The sequence below is a fragment of the Pseudescherichia sp. L3 genome (assembly GCF_024656065.1).
Lineage (GTDB): Bacteria > Pseudomonadota > Gammaproteobacteria > Enterobacterales > Enterobacteriaceae > Pseudescherichia.
Genome location: NZ_JANKYC010000002.1, coordinates 190,602 through 208,438, shown reverse-complemented (window position 1 = coordinate 208,438; position 17,837 = coordinate 190,602). Strand labels below are relative to the sequence as shown.

18 protein-coding genes are annotated in these 17,837 nt (G+C 56.7%); 16 read left to right on the top strand and 2 right to left on the bottom strand.

The features are described 5' to 3' along the window. Positions 1-290 precede the first annotated feature (290 nt). The 12 genes from cysD (at position 291) to rpoS (ending at position 10,086) form a co-directional block, all read left to right on the top strand. Entirely contained in the window at positions 291-1,199 is a 909-nt protein-coding gene (cysD, locus tag NR795_RS12565; RefSeq protein ID WP_042387833.1) for a sulfate adenylyltransferase subunit CysD, read from the top strand. Between the two features lie 9 nt (positions 1,200-1,208). Further along, entirely contained in the window at positions 1,209-2,636 is a 1,428-nt protein-coding gene (gene cysN, locus NR795_RS12560; RefSeq protein ID WP_257758409.1) for a sulfate adenylyltransferase subunit CysN, read from the top strand. Further along, on the top strand, positions 2,636-3,241 hold the full coding sequence (gene cysC, locus NR795_RS12555; protein WP_144817750.1) for an adenylyl-sulfate kinase: 606 nt from the start codon (positions 2,636-2,638) through the stop codon (positions 3,239-3,241). The genes cysN and cysC overlap by 1 nt, the downstream gene beginning before the upstream one ends. A gap of 47 nt (positions 3,242-3,288) precedes the next feature. Then, positions 3,289-3,612: a DUF3561 family protein gene (locus NR795_RS12550; RefSeq protein ID WP_144817751.1), complete on the top strand. Its 324-nt coding sequence runs from the start codon at positions 3,289-3,291 to the stop codon at positions 3,610-3,612. 168 nt (positions 3,613-3,780) lie between these two features. Continuing rightward, the gene (gene ftsB, locus NR795_RS12545; RefSeq protein ID WP_042387824.1) at positions 3,781-4,092 is read left to right on the top strand and encodes a cell division protein FtsB; all 312 of its coding nucleotides are present in this window, start codon (positions 3,781-3,783) and stop codon (positions 4,090-4,092) included. Positions 4,093-4,111: 19 nt separating this feature from the next. Beyond that, the gene (gene ispD / locus NR795_RS12540; protein ID WP_257758408.1) at positions 4,112-4,819 is read left to right on the top strand and encodes a 2-C-methyl-D-erythritol 4-phosphate cytidylyltransferase; all 708 of its coding nucleotides are present in this window, start codon (positions 4,112-4,114) and stop codon (positions 4,817-4,819) included. Between the two features lie 2 nt (positions 4,820-4,821). Next, a complete protein-coding gene (gene ispF / locus NR795_RS12535; RefSeq protein ID WP_144817753.1) occupies positions 4,822-5,301 on the top strand; it encodes a 2-C-methyl-D-erythritol 2,4-cyclodiphosphate synthase in 480 nt (159 codons plus the stop codon). Next, positions 5,298-6,347 (top strand): tRNA pseudouridine(13) synthase TruD, encoded by a 1,050-nt coding sequence (truD, locus tag NR795_RS12530; RefSeq protein WP_144817754.1) that lies wholly within the window; start codon positions 5,298-5,300, stop codon positions 6,345-6,347. The genes ispF and truD overlap by 4 nt, the downstream gene beginning before the upstream one ends. Then, complete coding sequence (surE, locus tag NR795_RS12525; RefSeq protein WP_257758407.1) at positions 6,328-7,089, top strand: 5'/3'-nucleotidase SurE; 762 nt, start codon at positions 6,328-6,330, stop codon at positions 7,087-7,089. The genes truD and surE overlap by 20 nt, the downstream gene beginning before the upstream one ends. Further along, positions 7,083-7,709 carry a protein-L-isoaspartate(D-aspartate) O-methyltransferase gene (locus NR795_RS12520; protein ID WP_144817756.1) on the top strand — a complete coding sequence of 209 codons (627 nt, stop codon included), beginning with the start codon at positions 7,083-7,085 and terminating at the stop codon, positions 7,707-7,709. The genes surE and NR795_RS12520 overlap by 7 nt, the downstream gene beginning before the upstream one ends. 109 nt (positions 7,710-7,818) lie before the next feature. Further along, positions 7,819-8,973, top strand: a complete 1,155-nt coding sequence (gene nlpD, locus NR795_RS12510; RefSeq protein ID WP_374544356.1) for a murein hydrolase activator NlpD — start codon at positions 7,819-7,821, stop codon at positions 8,971-8,973. A 120-nt stretch (positions 8,974-9,093) separates the two neighbouring features. Then, positions 9,094-10,086 (top strand): RNA polymerase sigma factor RpoS, encoded by a 993-nt coding sequence (rpoS, locus tag NR795_RS12505; protein ID WP_103818262.1) that lies wholly within the window; start codon positions 9,094-9,096, stop codon positions 10,084-10,086. Between the two features lie 124 nt (positions 10,087-10,210). On the opposite strand, the gene NR795_RS12500 is transcribed toward rpoS, so the two are convergent. Further along, on the bottom strand, positions 10,211-10,639 hold the full coding sequence (locus tag NR795_RS12500) for an OsmC family protein (protein WP_144817758.1): 429 nt from the start codon (positions 10,637-10,639) through the stop codon (positions 10,211-10,213). A gap of 62 nt (positions 10,640-10,701) precedes the next feature. Next, positions 10,702-13,263, bottom strand: coding sequence for a DNA mismatch repair protein MutS (gene mutS / locus NR795_RS12495; protein ID WP_222888701.1), 2,562 nt, complete (start codon positions 13,261-13,263; stop codon positions 10,702-10,704). Positions 13,264-14,181: 918 nt separating this feature from the next. Here mutS and NR795_RS12490 point away from each other — a divergent pair. From NR795_RS12490 to NR795_RS12475, 4 genes are read left to right on the top strand one after another with little or no spacing between them, the layout of a single operon-like run. Next, positions 14,182-14,676: an SH3 domain-containing protein gene (locus NR795_RS12490; RefSeq protein WP_257758405.1), complete on the top strand. Its 495-nt coding sequence runs from the start codon at positions 14,182-14,184 to the stop codon at positions 14,674-14,676. Between the two features lie 24 nt (positions 14,677-14,700). After that, positions 14,701-15,207, top strand: coding sequence for a type VI secretion system lipoprotein TssJ (gene tssJ / locus NR795_RS12485; RefSeq protein WP_144817761.1), 507 nt, complete (start codon positions 14,701-14,703; stop codon positions 15,205-15,207). A gap of 29 nt (positions 15,208-15,236) precedes the next feature. Further along, positions 15,237-16,580: a type VI secretion system baseplate subunit TssK gene (gene tssK, locus NR795_RS12480; protein ID WP_144817762.1), complete on the top strand. Its 1,344-nt coding sequence runs from the start codon at positions 15,237-15,239 to the stop codon at positions 16,578-16,580. A gap of 17 nt (positions 16,581-16,597) precedes the next feature. After that, positions 16,598-17,836 (top strand): DotU family type VI secretion system protein, encoded by a 1,239-nt coding sequence (locus NR795_RS12475; RefSeq protein ID WP_042387804.1) that lies wholly within the window; start codon positions 16,598-16,600, stop codon positions 17,834-17,836. Position 17,837 lies beyond the last annotated feature (1 nt).

The window sequence follows — 17,837 nt, the reverse complement described above, 5'->3', positions numbered from 1 at the left end:
CTTAAAAATGAAGCAAAATTTTTGACGTGCATAGTATGAAACTGTGACCGCAGTTACACAATTTCAATTACGCTCAAACGCCCGGATTTTCTCACGTTAAGCACTTTTTGATCTTTGCTTTTGCTTAACGTTATTCCATTGAGTAACTACTCATTCCAATTCGTAATTTCATTCGTCCTTAGACGACCCCTATAGTCCCTCTATCCCTTGTTTTTAGCGACTCATGCGACGTATAGCAGACGCACAGAATAGATCGTCTCGTGTGGTAAATTTCCCTTTAAGGAACGGTTATGGATCAAAAACGACTCACCCACCTGCGACAACTGGAGGCGGAAAGCATCCATATCATTCGCGAGGTGGCGGCTGAATTCTCCAATCCGGTGATGATGTACTCCATCGGCAAAGACTCCAGCGTGATGCTGCACCTGGCACGCAAGGCTTTCTATCCAGGTACGCTGCCTTTCCCGCTGCTGCATGTCGATACTGGCTGGAAATTCCGTGAGATGTATGAGTTCCGTGACCGTACCGCCAAAGCCTACGGCTGCGAGCTGCTGGTGCATAAAAACCCGGAAGGCGTAGCGATGGGGATCAACCCGTTCGTGCACGGCAGCGCCAAGCACACCGATATCATGAAGACGGAAGGGCTGAAGCAGGCGCTGAATAAGTACGGCTTTGACGCCGCCTTTGGTGGTGCACGCCGCGACGAGGAGAAGTCCCGCGCGAAAGAGCGTATCTACTCCTTCCGCGACCGCTTCCACCGCTGGGATCCGAAAAACCAGCGTCCGGAGCTGTGGCACAACTACAACGGGCAGATCAACAAAGGGGAGAGCATCCGCGTCTTCCCGCTGTCGAACTGGACCGAGCTGGATATCTGGCAGTATATCTACCTGGAAAACATTGAAATCGTTCCGTTGTACCTGGCGGCTGAACGTCCGGTGCTGGAACGTGACGGCATGCTGATGATGATCGATGACGATCGCATCGACCTGCAGCCGGGCGAAGAGATCAAACAGCGCATGGTGCGCTTCCGTACCCTCGGCTGCTGGCCGCTGACCGGCGCGGTAGAGTCTGATGCCCAGACGCTGCCGGAGATCATCGAAGAGATGCTGGTCTCCACCACCAGTGAACGCCAGGGGCGCGTCATCGACCGGGACCAGGCCGGTTCGATGGAGCTGAAAAAACGCCAGGGATACTTCTAAGGAGCCGCCATGAATACCACTATTGCTCAACAAATTGCTAATGAAGGCGGCGTCGAAGCGTACCTGCACGCCCAGCAGCACAAAAGCCTGCTGCGCTTTCTGACCTGCGGCAGCGTCGACGACGGCAAAAGCACCCTGATTGGTCGTCTGCTGCACGACACGCGCCAGATCTATGAAGATCAGCTCTCCACGCTGCACAACGACAGCAAACGCCACGGGACCCAGGGCGAAAAGCTTGACCTCGCGCTGCTGGTGGATGGCCTGCAGGCCGAGCGTGAGCAGGGCATCACCATTGACGTGGCCTACCGCTACTTCTCTACCGAAAAACGCAAATTTATTATCGCGGATACCCCCGGGCACGAGCAGTACACCCGTAATATGGCGACCGGGGCCTCGACCTGCGATCTGGCGATCCTGCTGATTGACGCGCGTAAAGGCGTGCTGGATCAGACCCGTCGCCACAGCTTTATCTCCACCCTGCTGGGCATTAAGCACCTGGTGGTGGCGGTGAACAAAATGGACCTGGTTGAGTTCAGCGAAGAGACCTTTGACACGATTCGCCAGAGCTACCTGACCTTTGCCGAGCAGCTGCCGGGCAACCTCGATATCCGCTTTGTGCCGCTGTCGGCGCTTGAAGGAGATAACGTAGCCAGCCAGAGCGCAAGCATGCCGTGGTACAGCGGCCCGACGTTGCTGGAAGTGCTGGAGAGCGTGGAGATCCAGCGCGTAGTCGATACCCAGCCGATGCGCTTCCCGGTGCAGTACGTTAACCGTCCGAACCTCGATTTCCGCGGCTTCTCCGGTACCGTGGCCTCCGGCAGCATCAAGGTCGGCCAGCGCGTCAAGGTGCTGCCGTCGGGCGTGGAGTCCACGGTGGCACGCATTGTGACCTTCGATGGCGATCTGCAGGAAGCAGGTGCGGGCGAAGCGGTGACCCTGGTGCTGAAGGATGAGATCGACATCAGCCGGGGCGATCTGCTGCTGGATGCGCAGGAGAGCCTGCCAGCCGTACAGAGCGCAGCGGTAGATGTGGTATGGATGGCCGAGCAGCCGCTGAGCCCAGGCCAGAGCTATGACATTAAAATCGCTGGCAAGAAGACCCGAGCGCGGGTGGACGGCGTTCAGTATCAAGTGGATATCAATAACCTGACCCAGCGCAGCGTCGACGCGCTGCCGCTTAACGGCATTGGGCTGGTGGATCTGACTTTTGACGAGCCGCTGGTGTTGGATAAGTACCAGGACAACCCGGTGACCGGCGGGATGATCTTTATCGACCGCCTGAGCAACGTCACCGTCGGGGCGGGCATGGTTAATCAGCCGAACGCTGATGCCGTGGCCGCGCCGTCTGAGTTCAGCGCCTTTGAGCTGGAGCTGAATGCGCTGGTACGCAAGCACTTCCCACACTGGGGCGCGCGCGATCTGCTGGGAGGCAAATAATGGCGGAGCATGACGAGAACGTCGTCTGGCACGCCCATCCCGTCACCGCGCAGCAGCGGGAGCAACTCCACGGTCACCGTGGGGTTGTGCTGTGGTTTACCGGGCTATCCGGCTCGGGTAAATCCACCGTCGCCGGGGCGCTGGAGGAGGCCCTGCACCGGCTGGGTGTTAGCACCTATCTACTGGACGGCGATAACGTACGCCACGGTCTGTGCAGCGATCTGGGCTTCAGCGACGACGATCGCAAGGAGAACATTCGCCGCGTGGGCGAGGTTGCCCGGCTGATGGTCGATGCGGGGCTGGTGGTGCTGACAGCTTTCATCTCTCCGCACCGGGCCGAGCGGCAGATGGTGCGCGAACGTGTAGGCGAGGGGCGTTTTTACGAAATCTTTGTCGATACCTCGCTGGCTACCTGCGAAGCGCGGGATCCCAAAGGGCTGTATAAAAAGGCGCGCGCCGGTGAGCTACGCCATTTTACCGGGATCGATTCCGTCTATGAGGCACCTGAATTACCCGAGGTGCATCTGGACGGTGAACAATTAGTAACAAATTTAGTGGCTCAATTATTAGATCTACTGAAACGGGACGATATTATCAGATCCTGAGACAACGCCGGGTTTTGCGCCCGGCAAGTCAGGTCACAGGATCCACTATGCGCAATAGCCAGAATATTACTATTACTCCATCTGAAACCGGCGTTGCCAATGACGAGCCGGCCTGGTCACTGCCAGGCGCTGTCGTTGGCTTTGCCTCATGGCTGCTGGCGCTAAGCATTCCGTTCCTGCTGTACGGCTCTAATACCCTCTTTTTCTTTCTCTATACCTGGCCGTTCTTTCTCGCGCTGATGCCCGTTGCGGTTGTGGTCGGGATTGCCATCCACTCCTTGCTTAACGGCAGGCTGGTTTACACCAGCCTGGTGACGGCGCTCGCCAGCGTGGGCATGTTCGGCATGCTATTTATGTGGCTGATGGGTTAAAGCACGCCATAATTCAAACCGTAACGCTTTTTAAGACGATGTTTCCAGGCTGGACAGTGCCTGGATCGCGTGAGGTATGGTACATTTGGCAGCGTCGTTACGGCATCGGCTTAGAGTGGAGTCCTGGCGTAAGTTATGGGATGATGATGCCGTTTTACAGGGGGCAGGATGGGTAAATTAACGCTGCTGTTGCTGGCTCTGCTGGTCTGGCTACAGTATTCATTGTGGTTTGGCAAGAATGGCCTCCACGACTTCAGCCGCGTCAGCGATGATGTCACAGTACAGCAGGCAACAAACGCTAAGCTAAAAGCGCGTAACGATCAGCTTTTTGCCGAGATCGACGATCTCAACGGCGGTCAGGAAGCGATTGAAGAGCGCGCACGTAACGAACTCAGTATGACCAAGCCGGGCGAAACCTTTTATCGTCTGGTTCCGGATGCGTCTAAACGTACTCCAGGGTCACCACAAAATAATCGATAACAGGCCCAGGTTTTCTTACATGGCAGCAATAGTTCCGGCCATCTGTGCCGTCGTACCGGCCGCCGGATTTGGCCGCCGTATGCAAACGGAATGCCCTAAACAGTATCTTTCGATTGGCAATAAAACCATTCTTGAACACGCGGTTGCGGCATTGCTGGCAAATCCGCGTGTGGAGCGGGTGATTATTGCCGTCAGCCCAGGCGATGAGCGCTTCGCCCGGCTGCCGCTGGCGCACCACCCTCAGATAACCGTGGTTGACGGCGGCGCAGAGCGCGCCGATTCGGTGCTGGCTGGTCTGCACGCTGCCGGTGATGCCGAGTGGGTGCTGGTACACGATGCGGCCCGTCCCTGCCTGCATCAGGACGATCTTTCCCGTCTGCTCTCTCTTAGCGAAACCAGCCCTACGGGTGGCATTCTGGCCGCCCCGGTGCGCGATACCATGAAGCGCGCCGAGCCCGGCAAAAGCGCCATTGCCCACACCGTTGATCGTAACGATCTGTGGCACGCGCTAACCCCTCAGTTTTTCCCCTTACCGCTGCTTAAAATGTGCCTGACGCGGGCGCTGAACGACGGGGCAACCATCACCGATGAAGCCTCAGCACTGGAGCACTGCGGCTATCATCCCGAGCTGGTTGCCGGTCGCGCTGATAATATTAAAGTGACGCGGCCTGAAGACCTGGCGCTGGCAGAATTTTATCTTACCCGTAACGCCTCTATGGAGAACTGATAATGCGTATTGGACACGGCTTTGACGTACACGCTTTTGGCGGCGAAGGCCCCATCATCATCGGCGGCGTACGTATTCCCTATGAGAAAGGCCTGCTGGCGCACTCTGATGGCGACGTGGCCCTGCACGCCTTAACCGATGCGCTGCTTGGCGCGGCGGCGCTGGGCGATATCGGCAAACTTTTTCCGGACACCGACCCGGCATTTAAAGGCGCTGACAGCCGCGAGCTGCTGCGCGAAGCCTGGCGTCGTATTCAGGCGAAAGGTTATGCCCTTGGCAACGTGGATGTGACCATTATCGCCCAGGCACCGAAAATGCTGCCGCATATCCCGCAGATGCGCATCTTTATTGCAGAAGATCTCGGCTGCCACATGGACGACGTTAACGTTAAGGCCACCACCACCGAGAAGCTGGGCTTTACCGGGCGCGGCGAAGGCATTGCCTGCGAAGCCGTGGCGCTGTTAGTCAAGGCGGCTAAATGACCGAGTTTGACGCGCTAACGTACCTGCACGGCAAACCGCTGGCCAGTGGCCTGCTGAAGGCCAACCCGGAAGATTTCGTCGTGGTAGAAGATTTAGGCTTCGCGCCTGACGGCGAGGGCGAGCATATTCTGGTGCGGGTGCTGAAGACCAGCTGTAATACCCGCTTTGTCGCTGACGCGCTGGCAAAATTCCTTAAAATCTCTGCCCGAGAGGTCAGCTTCGCCGGGCAGAAAGACAGGCATGCGGTGACCGAGCAGTGGCTCTGCGCCCGCGTGCCGGGTAAAGAGATGCCGGATCTCAGCGCGTTTCAGCTGGAAGGTTGCCAGGTGCTGGAGTATGCGCGGCATAAACGCAAGCTGCGGCTGGGTGCGCTGAAGGGCAACCAGTTTACGCTGGTGCTGCGTGAGGTGAGCAACCGCGCCGACGTCGAGGCGCGTCTCACGGCAATCGCCGGGCAGGGCGTACCGAACTACTTCGGCGCGCAGCGCTTCGGTATCGGCGGCAGCAACCTGCACGGTGCGCTACGCTGGGCGCAGAGCGATGCCCCGGTGCGCGATCGCAATAAACGCAGTTTTTGGTTGTCGGCGGCACGCAGCGCGTTGTTTAATCAGATCGTCAGCGAGCGCCTGAAAAAAGCGGACTTTAATCAAGTTGTTGACGGCGATGCGCTACAATTAGCGGGGCGCGGAAGCTGGTTCGTGGCCACGCCGGAAGAGCTGGCGGCGCTCCAGGCGCGCGTTGATGATAAAGCGCTGCTGATTACCGCTGCGCTGCCGGGTACCGGCGAGTGGGGAACCCAGCGCGAAGCGCTGGCGCGTGAAGAGGCGGCCATTAGCGATTCGCCGCTGTTACAGTCCCTGCTGGTGCGGGAAAAGGTTGAGGCCTCGCGCCGGGCGGCGCTGCTCTATCCGCAGCAGCTGAGCTGGAACTGGTGGGATGATGTTACTGTCGAACTGCGCTTCTGGCTGCCGGCAGGGAGCTTTGCCACCAGCGTTGTAAGGGAACTTATCAATACATCGGGTGATTATGCGAATATTGCTGAGTAACGATGACGGGATCCATGCGCCAGGCATTCAGACGCTGGCCCATGCTTTACGGGAATTTGCCGATGTGCAGGTTGTCGCGCCCGATCGTAACCGCAGCGGAGCCTCTAACTCTCTGACGCTGGAATCGTCACTTCGTACCTTTACCTTCGAGAATGGCGATATCGCCGTGCAGATGGGGACGCCGACCGACTGCGTCTTTCTGGGCGTTAATGCGCTGATGCGCCCGCGTCCGGACGTCGTGGTAGCCGGGATCAATGCCGGACCGAACCTTGGCGACGATGTGATCTACTCCGGGACGGTAGCCGCGGCAATGGAGGGGCGTCACCTTGGTTTTCCGGCGCTGGCGGTCTCGCTTAACGGCTACACGCACTATGACACTGCCGCCGCCGTGACCTGTTCGATTCTCCGCGCCCTGAGCCGGGAGCCGCTGCGCACCGGTCGCATCCTGAATATCAACGTGCCCGATCTGCCTCTCAGTGAGATCAAAGGCATTCGCGTGACCCGCTGCGGCAGTCGCCATCCGGCGGATAAGGTCATTCCGCAGGAGGATCCGCGCGGCAATACGCTCTACTGGATTGGTCCGCCGGGTGAGAAGCACGACGCCGGGCCGGACACCGACTTTGCCGCCGTGGATGAAGGCTACGTCTCGATAACGCCGCTGCATGTCGATCTTACTGCCTACGGTGCGCGTGATGTTGTTTCGGACTGGTTAAGCCGTGCCGGGGTGAACACGCAATGGTAAGCAGACGCGTACAAGCCCTTCTCGATCAGTTACGCAGCCAGGGCATTAAAGATGAACATGTCCTGGACGCTATCGCACGGGTTCCCCGTGAGAAATTTATTGATGAAGCGTTTGAACACAAAGCGTGGGAAAACGTCGCGCTGCCTATCGGCCAGGGGCAGACCATCTCGCAGCCCTATATGGTCGCGCGAATGACCGAACTGCTGGCGCTGACGCCGGACTCCAGAGTGCTGGAGATCGGCACCGGCTCTGGCTACCAGACTGCTATCCTGGCGCATCTGGTACGCCATGTCTGCTCCGTTGAGCGCATCAAAAGTCTTCAATGGCAGGCGCGTCGTCGCCTGAAGCAGCTCGACCTGCATAATGTTTCTACGCGTCATGGCGATGGCTGGCAGGGGTGGCAGGCGCGCGCCCCGTTTGATGCCATCATCGTCACGGCCGCACCGCCGGAGATCCCCGCCGCGCTTCTGGCGCAGCTGGATAACGGCGGCATTCTCGTTTTACCCGTGGGCGATGAGCACCAGCAGCTAAAGTGCATCCATCGACGGGGAAGCGAATTTATCATCGAAACCGTGGAAGACGTACGCTTTGTCCCGCTTGTGAAAGGCGAACTGGCCTGAGACCCGGATTTTTCCTAAAGTTTTCAGCGAGTTTAAGCGTAAGGTGGGGCGGCGTTAAATAACGCCACGGTTTTCAACACGCACAAGCAAATACATTTTTGGGGGATAAATGAGCACGGGAAGCCCAACATTCACCTTAAGCCGGATTGCGGCACTGTCACTGGTTTCGCTCTGGCTGGCAGGATGCTCAAATTCTGGTAATCCACCCGCACCGGTAAGCTCCGTTGATGGCGGCAGCGCCTCCGGCAGCAGCACCGAATCCGGGATGTTAATTACCCCTCCACCGAAGATGGGCAGCGCACCACAGCCGGCACCGCAAATTCAACCGGCTCAGCCGGTTATCGCTCCGCCAACGACCATTCAGCCAGCGACGCCTCAACCGGTGACGTCGCAGCCCATTCAGACGCAAAATGGTCGAATTGTTTACAATCGTCAGTATGGGAACATTCCGAAAGGGAGCTATACTGGCGGCAGTACTTACACTGTGAAACGCGGTGATACACTGTTTTACATTGCCTGGGTAACCGGCAATGATTTCCGTGACCTGGCCCAGCGGAATGGCGTTGCCGCCCCGTATGGCCTGAATGTCGGGCAAGTTCTCCAGGTAGGAAATTCATCCGGTACGCCAATCACTGGTGGGAATGCAATCACTCAGGCTGATGCTTCCGAGCAAGGAATAGTGACTCCGCCTGCACAAAAATCAACCGTAGTAGTTGCGCCGCAACCGACAATTACGTATTCTGAGGACTCAGGTGAACAGAGTGCTAACAAAATGTTGCCGAACAACAAGCCTGCGACGGTAGTCACAGCGCCTGTTACAGCACCTACGGTTAGCAATTCTGATGTAAGTACCACCGAACCGACAGCCAGCAGTACGTCAACCAGCGCACCAATTTCAACATGGCGCTGGCCTACTGATGGCAATGTTATCGATAACTTCTCTGCGACCGAAGGTGGCAATAAAGGGATCGATATCGCAGGGTCGAAAGGCCAGGCTATCGTCGCGACCGCAGATGGACGCGTGGTATATGCCGGTAATGCTCTGCGCGGTTACGGTAATCTTATTATCATCAAACATAACGATGATTACCTGAGTGCCTACGCCCATAACGACACAATGCTGGTCCGGGAACAACAAGATATCAAGGCGGGGCAAAAGATAGCTACCATGGGTAGCACCGGCACCAGTTCGACACGTTTGCATTTTGAAATTCGTTACAAGGGGAAATCCGTCAACCCGCTGCGTTATTTACCGCAGCGATAATATGGCAAAGTCGCTATACTGTCCTTTGCTTTGCCGTGGCAGCTTGTGTAACAGCCGCTGCCACGCATAAGAAAAGGGGTATGGAGATTTTGTTCAGGGATCACGGGTAGGAGCCACCTTATGAGTCAGAATACGCTGAAAGTTCATGATCTAAATGAAGATGCGGAATTTGATGAGAACGGAGTTGAGGCTTTCGATGAGAAAGTCCTGAATGAAGAGGAACCCAGTGATAACGAGTTAGCTGAAGAGGAGCTGTTATCTCAGGGAGCAACACAGCGTGTGCTGGACGCAACTCAGCTGTACTTAGGAGAGATCGGTTATTCTCCTCTATTAACCGCTGAAGAAGAAGTTTACTTCGCGCGTCGCGCACTGCGTGGGGACGTTGCATCACGCCGTCGCATGATTGAAAGTAACCTGCGTCTGGTCGTGAAGATTGCCCGTCGTTACAGCAATCGTGGTCTGGCTCTGCTGGATCTGATTGAAGAAGGTAACCTGGGGCTGATCCGCGCCGTTGAGAAGTTTGACCCAGAGCGTGGGTTCCGTTTCTCGACTTACGCAACCTGGTGGATTCGTCAGACCATCGAACGGGCAATCATGAACCAGACCCGCACGATCCGTCTGCCAATTCACATTGTTAAAGAGCTGAACGTCTATCTGCGAACCGCACGTGAACTGTCCCATAAGCTGGACCACGAGCCAAGTGCAGAAGAGATTGCCGAACAGCTGGATAAGCCAGTTGATGACGTAAGCCGTATGCTGCGTCTCAACGAGCGCATTACCTCGGTAGACACCCCGCTGGGTGGCGACTCCGAAAAAGCGCTGCTGGACATCCTGGCCGATGAAAAAGACAACGGTCCGGAAGACACCACGCAGGACGATGACATGAAGCAGAGCATCGTCAAATGGCTGTTCGAACTGAACGCCAAACAGCGTGAGGTGCTGGCACGTCGTTTCGGTCTGCTGGGCTATGAAGCTGCAACGCTTGAGGATGTGGGCCGTGAGATTGGCCTGACTCGTGAACGCGTTCGTCAGATTCAGGTTGAAGGTCTGCGTCGTCTGCGCGAAATCCTGCAGACGCAGGGGCTGAATATCGAAGCGCTGTTCCGCGAATAAGCGACACCATTTCAAAAAAGGCCAGTCATTTGACTGGCCTTTTTCTTTTGTGCTTTTGGATGGCAACGATTTTTACTAAAACCGTAGGCCGGGCAAGGCAGAGCCACCGCCCGGCTTAACTCAATTAATTGAGGGTATAGTCCAGTGTGATCTCAGCCTTCAGCAGCTGGGAAACCGGGCAGCCCGCTTTGGCTTTGTTGATGATCTTATCGAAGGTCTCTTTTTCGATACCGGGCACTTTCACCGTGCTGGTGAGCGCGATTTTGGTAATCGCAAAGCCGCCGTCAACTTTATCCAGAGACACATCTGCCGTAGTGTCGATGCTCTCCGGGGTATAGCCCTCCTCACCCAGCATCAATGACAGCGCCATAGAGAAGCAGCCCGCGTGCGCAGCGCCGATCAACTCTTCCGGGTTGGTCCCGGCTGCGCCTTCGAAGCGGGTGTTGAAACCGTAAGGCTGCTGCTTTAATGCGCCGCTCTCGGTAGAGATGGTGCCTTTACCGCCTTTGATGTCGCCTTCCCAGTGTGCCTGACCTTTCTTATGGATCGTCATCTATTCGCTCCTTTTTTGGATGAAAACCTAAGTATAGAAGCTCAGGCCAGGCCCACAGAAAACTACGCCATATTCTTAAGGCGATAGATCCACTCCAGCGCCTGACGCGGAGAAAGGGTATCCGGATCGAGAGCCTCCAACGCCTCAACCGCCGGATGAGCCTCCTCCGGTGCGGCGAGCAGTGACATCTGCGTTCCGTCGACCTGGGTGGCGGCCGCGTTTGGCGTAATGCTCTCCAGCTCGCGCAGCTTCTGCCGGGCGCGCTTGATCACCTCTTTCGGCACGCCTGCCAGGGCCGCTACCGCCAGGCCATAGCTTTTGCTTGCCGCGCCATCCTGCACGCTGTGCATAAAGGCGATGGTATCCCCGTGCTCCAGCGCATCGAGATGCACGTTAGCAACGCCTTCCATCTTCTCCGGTAACTGGGTCAGCTCGAAGTAGTGGGTAGCAAACAGGGTCAGTGCCTTAATGCGGTTCGCCAGGTTCTCTGCGCAGGCCCACGCCAGCGACAGGCCGTCATAGGTGGACGTGCCGCGCCCAATCTCATCCATCAGCACCAGGCTATTTTCCGTGGCGTTGTGCAGGATATTGGCGGTTTCGGTCATCTCGACCATGAAGGTTGAACGCCCGCTGGCCAGATCGTCCGCCGCGCCTACGCGGGTGAAGATGCGGTCGATAGGGCCAATCTCTACCTTCTGCGCCGGCACGTAGCTGCCAATGTAGGCCAGCAGGGCAATCAGCGCGGTCTGGCGCATATAGGTACTTTTACCGCCCATGTTCGGCCCGGTAATGATCAGCATCCGCCGCTGCGGCGAGAGGTTCAGCGGGTTGGCAATAAACGGTTCGTTCAGCACCTGCTCAACCACCGGATGACGCCCTTCGCTAATACGGATGCCCGGCTTATCGCTAAAGGTTGGGCAGCAGTAGTTAAGGGTCCAGGCGCGTTCGGCCAGGTTAACCAGCACGTCAAGCTCCGCCAGCGCGCTGGCACTCTGCTGAAGATCGGCCAGGTGCGGCATCAGCAGGTCAAAGAGTTCATCATAGAGCTGCTTCTCCAGTGCCAGCGCCTTGCCTTTCGAGGTGAGCACCTTGTCTTCGTACTCTTTCAGCTCGGGAATGATATAGCGTTCGGCGTTCTTCAGGGTCTGGCGACGCACGTAGTGAATAGGAGCATGATGGCTCTGGCCGCGGCTGATCTGAATAAAGTAGCCGTGCACCGCGTTATAGCCCACCTTCAGGGTGTCGAGGCCCAGCTTCTCGCGCTCGCGGATCTCCAGCTTATCCAGATAGTCGGTGGCACCATCTGCCAGGGCGCGCCACTCGTCCAGCTCGGCGTTATAGCCGGGGGCGATCACGCCACCGTCGCGCACCAGCACCGGCGGGGCATCGATGATTGCCCGCTCCAGCAGCTCGCGCAGCTCGCTAAATTCACCCATTGTCTCTCGCAGCCGCTGTACCGGCGCGCTGTCGACCTCGGCCAGCATCTCTCTCAGCGTGGGGAGCTGCTGGAAGGTATGGCGCATGCGGGCCAGATCGCGCGGACGCGCGGTGCGCAGGGCCAGGCGCGCCAGAATACGCTCCAGATCGCCAACCTGACGCAGCACCGGCTGGAGCTCGGCAGTGGCATCCTGTAGCGCGGCGATGGTCTGCTGGCGCTCGGTCAGCGTTTTGGTGTCGCGCACCGGCATATGCAGCCAGCGCTTGAGCATGCGGCTACCCATTGGCGTTACCGTGCAATCGAGCACCGAGGCGAGGGTATTCTCAATGCCGCCGGCCAGGTTCTGGGTGATCTCCAGGTTACGGCGGGTAGCGGCATCCATAATAATGCTGTCCTGCTGGCGCTCCATGGTGATTGCCCGAATGTGGGGCAGAGAGGTGCGCTGGGTATCTTTCACGTACTGTAGCAGGCAGCCCGCCGCGCAGAGGCCGCGCGTAGCGTTCTCTACGCCAAAGCCCACCAGATCGCGGGTACCGAACTGAAGGTTCAGCTGCTGGCGAGCGGTGTCGATCTCAAATTCCCACAGCGGACGGCGGCGTAGACCGCGGCGGCCCTCAATCAGGGCGGTCTCGGCAAAGTCTTCCGCGTAGAGCAGCTCTGCCGGGTTGGTACGCTGGAGCTCAGCGGCCATGGTCTCGCGATCGGCTGGCTCGCTCAGGCGAAAACGCCCGGAGCTGATATCCAGGGTAGCGTAGCCAAAGCCTTTGCTGTCCTGCCAGATAGCTGCCAGCAGGTTGTCCTGACGCTCGTGCAGCAGCGCTTCGTCGCTGATGGTGCCAGGCGTTACGATGCGTACCACCTTGCGCTCAACCGGCCCTTTGCTGGTGGCCGGATCGCCAATCTGTTCGCAGATGGCCACTGACTCACCGAGGCTGACCAGCTTCGCCAGATAGTTCTCCACCGCGTGATGTGGCACGCCCGCCATCGGGATGGGTTCACCGGCCGAGGCACCGCGTTTGGTCAGGGAGATGTCCATCAGCTGCGAAGCGCGTTTCGCATCGTCATAGAACAGCTCATAAAAATCACCCATCCGGTAGAAGAGCAGGATATCCGGATGCTGGGCTTTCAGCTTCAGGTACTGCTGCATCATGGGCGTATGGGCGTCAAAGTTCTCTTGTGTACTCATGAAGTTGTGTCCAGTTCCCTGATTTAAAATGAGGTGCAGATACCGTTGTTGTGATGGGTATTTGCATGGGGGACATGATAACGGAGATAAGCATTCGCTGGAAAGCAGCGATAGGGAACTTCACGAGACGCCTTCCAGTTTCATCAAAAAGCAGAGGCGTAAGACCCGAAGATGTTTTAGCATAGGTTAAAGAAGGGTAAGCTCATATTGGAGATGCATACCGCCACAGAGCCATATGCTGCCTGGGAAGTTCCACAATAATAATTTAGCGTAGCTAAACTATTTAGGCTGGTATTAAAAGAATATATTCAGTTTACTTTTGTAAGGCTTATAGTCACGGTGCGTTATTTCCTGATTCCAACGTAGTCTTACACATCCGAAAATCTATAGCCTGTCCTATATAGGATATTTTATGTTTTTTCTAAACATGCTTTGAAAATACTACTACTCTCTTTGGAGGTTATATTGATATACACGGTAACGAAACATTTCTACTAATTATGGTAGTGGTAATTGTAATTATGTTGCGTTATGTGATCGCGTTGCAGTTTCACTTAATAAGCCAAGGAAATCATAGAGTTATTTAATTATCTGGAATCTTTTGATGCTCCATGGTTACTTTTTTGCCATGTAAGCCATTGGATTCTACTATTAGCACTTATGGTGCTCTGCTGTGCCCTTAAAACAGGTAGCATGCGCGGACGTATATTGAATTGATGGAAAGTTGCTTTACAATTGTTTCTCAGTTGTCAAAAAAAACCATCGAGAAATGGAACTTACTCGTTAAGTTTCGTGCGGTAGCTATGCCTTTTGCATAGAAAGAGTACGTTGAATTATCATCTTCCTGTAATGATAGCACTTAAGTGAAACTTCACATCTCCTGTTAACGATCTGCAGAATATTGCTACGGAAAAGCATATGAACAAGCGACTCATTATTTCACTTCTTTTTGTTATGACGGTTGCAGGGTGTAAAGCACCGACCAAGCCTGCAATGACTGACGATACCATCGTCACCCACGAGGTGAACGGCGTGACGTTGACCCACCGTAATGCGGTCTCGCCGCCAGCGGAGTTTACGCCCGTGAACGCCTCTTACCGCGCCCTCTACCCCGCCTCGCTAATGAGTCGTCCTGACTTTAGCGGCAAGGTTGTCCGTACGCTGGAGACCGGTAAAACCTATGAGGTGTTAGGGCAGGTGGAACACTTCTGGATGGCGCTGGCAGACGAAGGTAAAGACGAGCTGATCGGTTACGTTCCAATGCGCGCCGTGGTGAAAGCCGATCAGTATGAAGCCACGGTTCGTAAAGCCTCTGTGCGACCAAAAGCACGGAAAAAGGCCACCTGCGTGAACGTTGATGGCAGCGGTAAAGCCTGTAAAAACAATAATAACGGCACATGGATCCTGGATTAATAGAGCTTTTGCGAGCGAATCCTTATGAATAAGAATACTTTTTTCGGCAGGGCTTCCCTGGCGTTTTTGCTGTTCATCTTTGCATTGATAGGTGGTTGCGCATCGTCTTCACACAGCGAGCCTTCCCGCTACACCCTGCAGTTTCAGGCCCATCCACAAATCAATGATTCTGCGCCACTTAAGGTCAGGGTATTGTTGCTGAAATCGGATGCGGACTTCATGTCCGCCGATTTCTACTCCCTGCAGAACAACGCGTCAGCCGTACTTGGCGCAAACCTGTTGAATAGCGATGTGTTCTTCCTGATGCCCGGACAACTGTCGAAAAGCCTGAGCGGACAAAGCTCGCCTGAGGCGCGATACATTGGGATCATGGGGGAATACCAGGCGCTGGACGGCAAAAAATGGCGCATGTCACTTCCTCTGCCCGTACCGGGCGAAAACCATATCTACCAGTTCTGGAAAGGGTCTGCAGAAGAACTGCAAGCCACTCTCTTTTTTGACGTAAACGGGATCCGCGTCATCAGCCAGTAACGCGCTTCTTAACAGGAAAACAGATCATCATGACGAAAGCAGAAAAGGTCGTCTGGACCGAAGGGATGTTTCTGCGTCCGCACCATTTTCAGCGCGCGGAAAGCTACCTGCAAAGCCATATTCGTGAATGGGGTATGCTGCAACGCGCTTACCTGTGGGGTTTTCTCGATCTGGAGCTCGACGAGGCCATGCTGCGCCAGGGGTGTGTGGCGCTCAGCTACGCCAGTGGACTGATGCCCGACGGGACCTTTTTCCACTTTCGGGATAGCCGTAACGGCCCGCTGCCGCTGCAGATCCCCGATAACCTCTCTGGTGAAAAGGTCGTGCTGGCGCTGCCGGTACGCCGGGGCGAACGTGAAGAGGTGGTCTTCAGCGAAGAGAAGGCCTCGCTGGCACGCTTTGTCACGTTTGAAGAGGAGGTGGAAGATGATAACGCCCTGTCGGTAGGGGAGGCCACGGTACAGTTTGGCCGCCTGCGCCTGAAGCTCATGCTGGAGAAAGATCTGACGGCAGAGTGGACCGCGATTGGCGTCGCTTTCGTCAATGAAAAGCGTAACGATAACCACGTCCGGCTGGATAACAGCTACATTCCGCCAATGCTGAACGCCAACAACAGCCATGCTATCTACAGCATGATCAACGATCTGCACGGCCTGCTGGGTGAGCGAAGCCAGCAGATCGCAGGCCGTTTACGTCAGCCGGGTCGCTTCAACACCTCTGAACTGATTGAGTTCACGCTGCTGTCGCTGCTGAACCGTCACCTTGGTGAGGTTTCACATATTAAGTCCCTGCCGCTGCTGCATCCGGAGACGCTCTGGCGCAGCTGGCTGCCGTTTGCCTCCGAGCTGGCAACCTGGACCGCTCACCGCACCACGGAAAGCGTGCTGCCGGTCTATAACCATGACGATCTGGCTGGCTGCTTTAGCAAGTTGATGCTGCTGCTGCGTCAGGGTCTGTCGATGGTGATGGAAGACCAGGCGATTCAACTGCCGCTGAACGAGCGCTCTCACGGCCTGAATATCGCTACCGTGCCGGAAATCAGCATGGTACGCGAGTTTGGTTTCGTGCTGGCGGTAAAAGCCAGCGTGCCAGGCGAGCATCTGCAAACGCATTTCCCGGCACAGATGAAGGTTGCCCCCGTCTCTAAAATCCGCGATCTGGTGCAGCTCCAGCTGCCGGGCATTGGGCTGCGCGCGATGCCGGTGGCTCCGCCGCAAATCCCATGGCATGCCGGATACAGCTATTTTGAGCTGGAGAAAGGCGGCGAGCTGTGGAACGAAATGGATAAGTCCGGCGCGTTTGCCCTGCATCTGGCAGGCGAATTTCCAGGACTGGATATGGCGTTTTGGGCCATTCGTAGCCCAACAGAATAATAAAGCGAGCGCTTAACATGCAGGAACGACAGGCTTCCGGCAACGATGCCGCATTTACCGGAGCAAGCAGCAATAACCTTCTGGTGGCAGCGGCGAATCCGCTGCTCAACGCTATCCCGCAGATCCGTCATTCAGTATCCCATGACGATCAGGCTGGGCTACGTCAGCGTTTAATCGATGAGATCCGGCGCTTCGAAGTGCGCTGTCAGCAGGCAGGGCTACCGTATGAAACCATCGTCGGTGCGCGCTACTGTCTCTGTACGGCGCTGGATGAAGCTGCCGCGCTGACGCCCTGGGGAAGCAGCGGCGTCTGGTCCGGGAGCGGTCTGCTGGTCACTTTCCACAACGAAACCTGGGGCGGGGAGAAGTTTTTCCAGCTGCTGGCGCGTCTGTCGCAGAACCCGCGTGAGCACATTCTGCTGCTGGAGATGATTAACTACTGCCTACTGCTAGGCTTTGAAGGGCGCTACCGGGTGCTGGATAACGGCCGTACCCAGCTTGAAACCATCAAGCAGCGGCTGTGGCAGATGATCCGTGGCGTGCGCGGCAGCTATCCGCCGCCGCTCTCTCCGCACCCGGAGGACCAGCCGGTACTGCGCAAGCTGTGGCGGCCCATGGTGCCGCTCTGGGCCTGCGTGGCGCTTGCCGGATTCGCCGCCTGCCTGTTCTACATCATTCTCAACTGGCGGCTCGGTGACAGCACCAATCCGGTGCTGGCGAAGATCTACCAGACGCCGCTGCCCGAGGCGACTATTCAGCAGCCCGCGCAGCGTCTGCCTGCCGTCCTGAATCTGCGCGGCTTCCTGAAGCCGGAGATCGAGGCGGGGCTGGTGGCGGTGAAAGACGAAGCGGACCGCAGCGTGGTGATCCTCAAAGGAGATGGGCTGTTCGCCTCTGCCTCGACGGTGGTGAGAGACCGCTACGACCGGGTTATCGAGCGTATTGCCCAGGCCATGAACAACGTGAGCGGCAAGATTCTGGTAGTGGGCTACAGCGATAACGTGCCGATCCGCAGCGCTCGCTTCGCCTCTAACTACGAGCTCTCTCTTGAGCGCGCCCGGTCGGTGCAAAAGCAGTTGCAGGATCGCCTCTCGCAGCCCCAGCGTGTGAAAGCCGAGGGAAGAGGGGAGATGGACCCCATCGCGCCAAATACGACGCCGGAAAACCGCGCCCGTAACCGCCGCGTGGAAATTACTCTGCTGGTATCGCCTGAAAATACCCAGGCTGAGCTGAACGGATTGCCGCAAGGAAACTAGG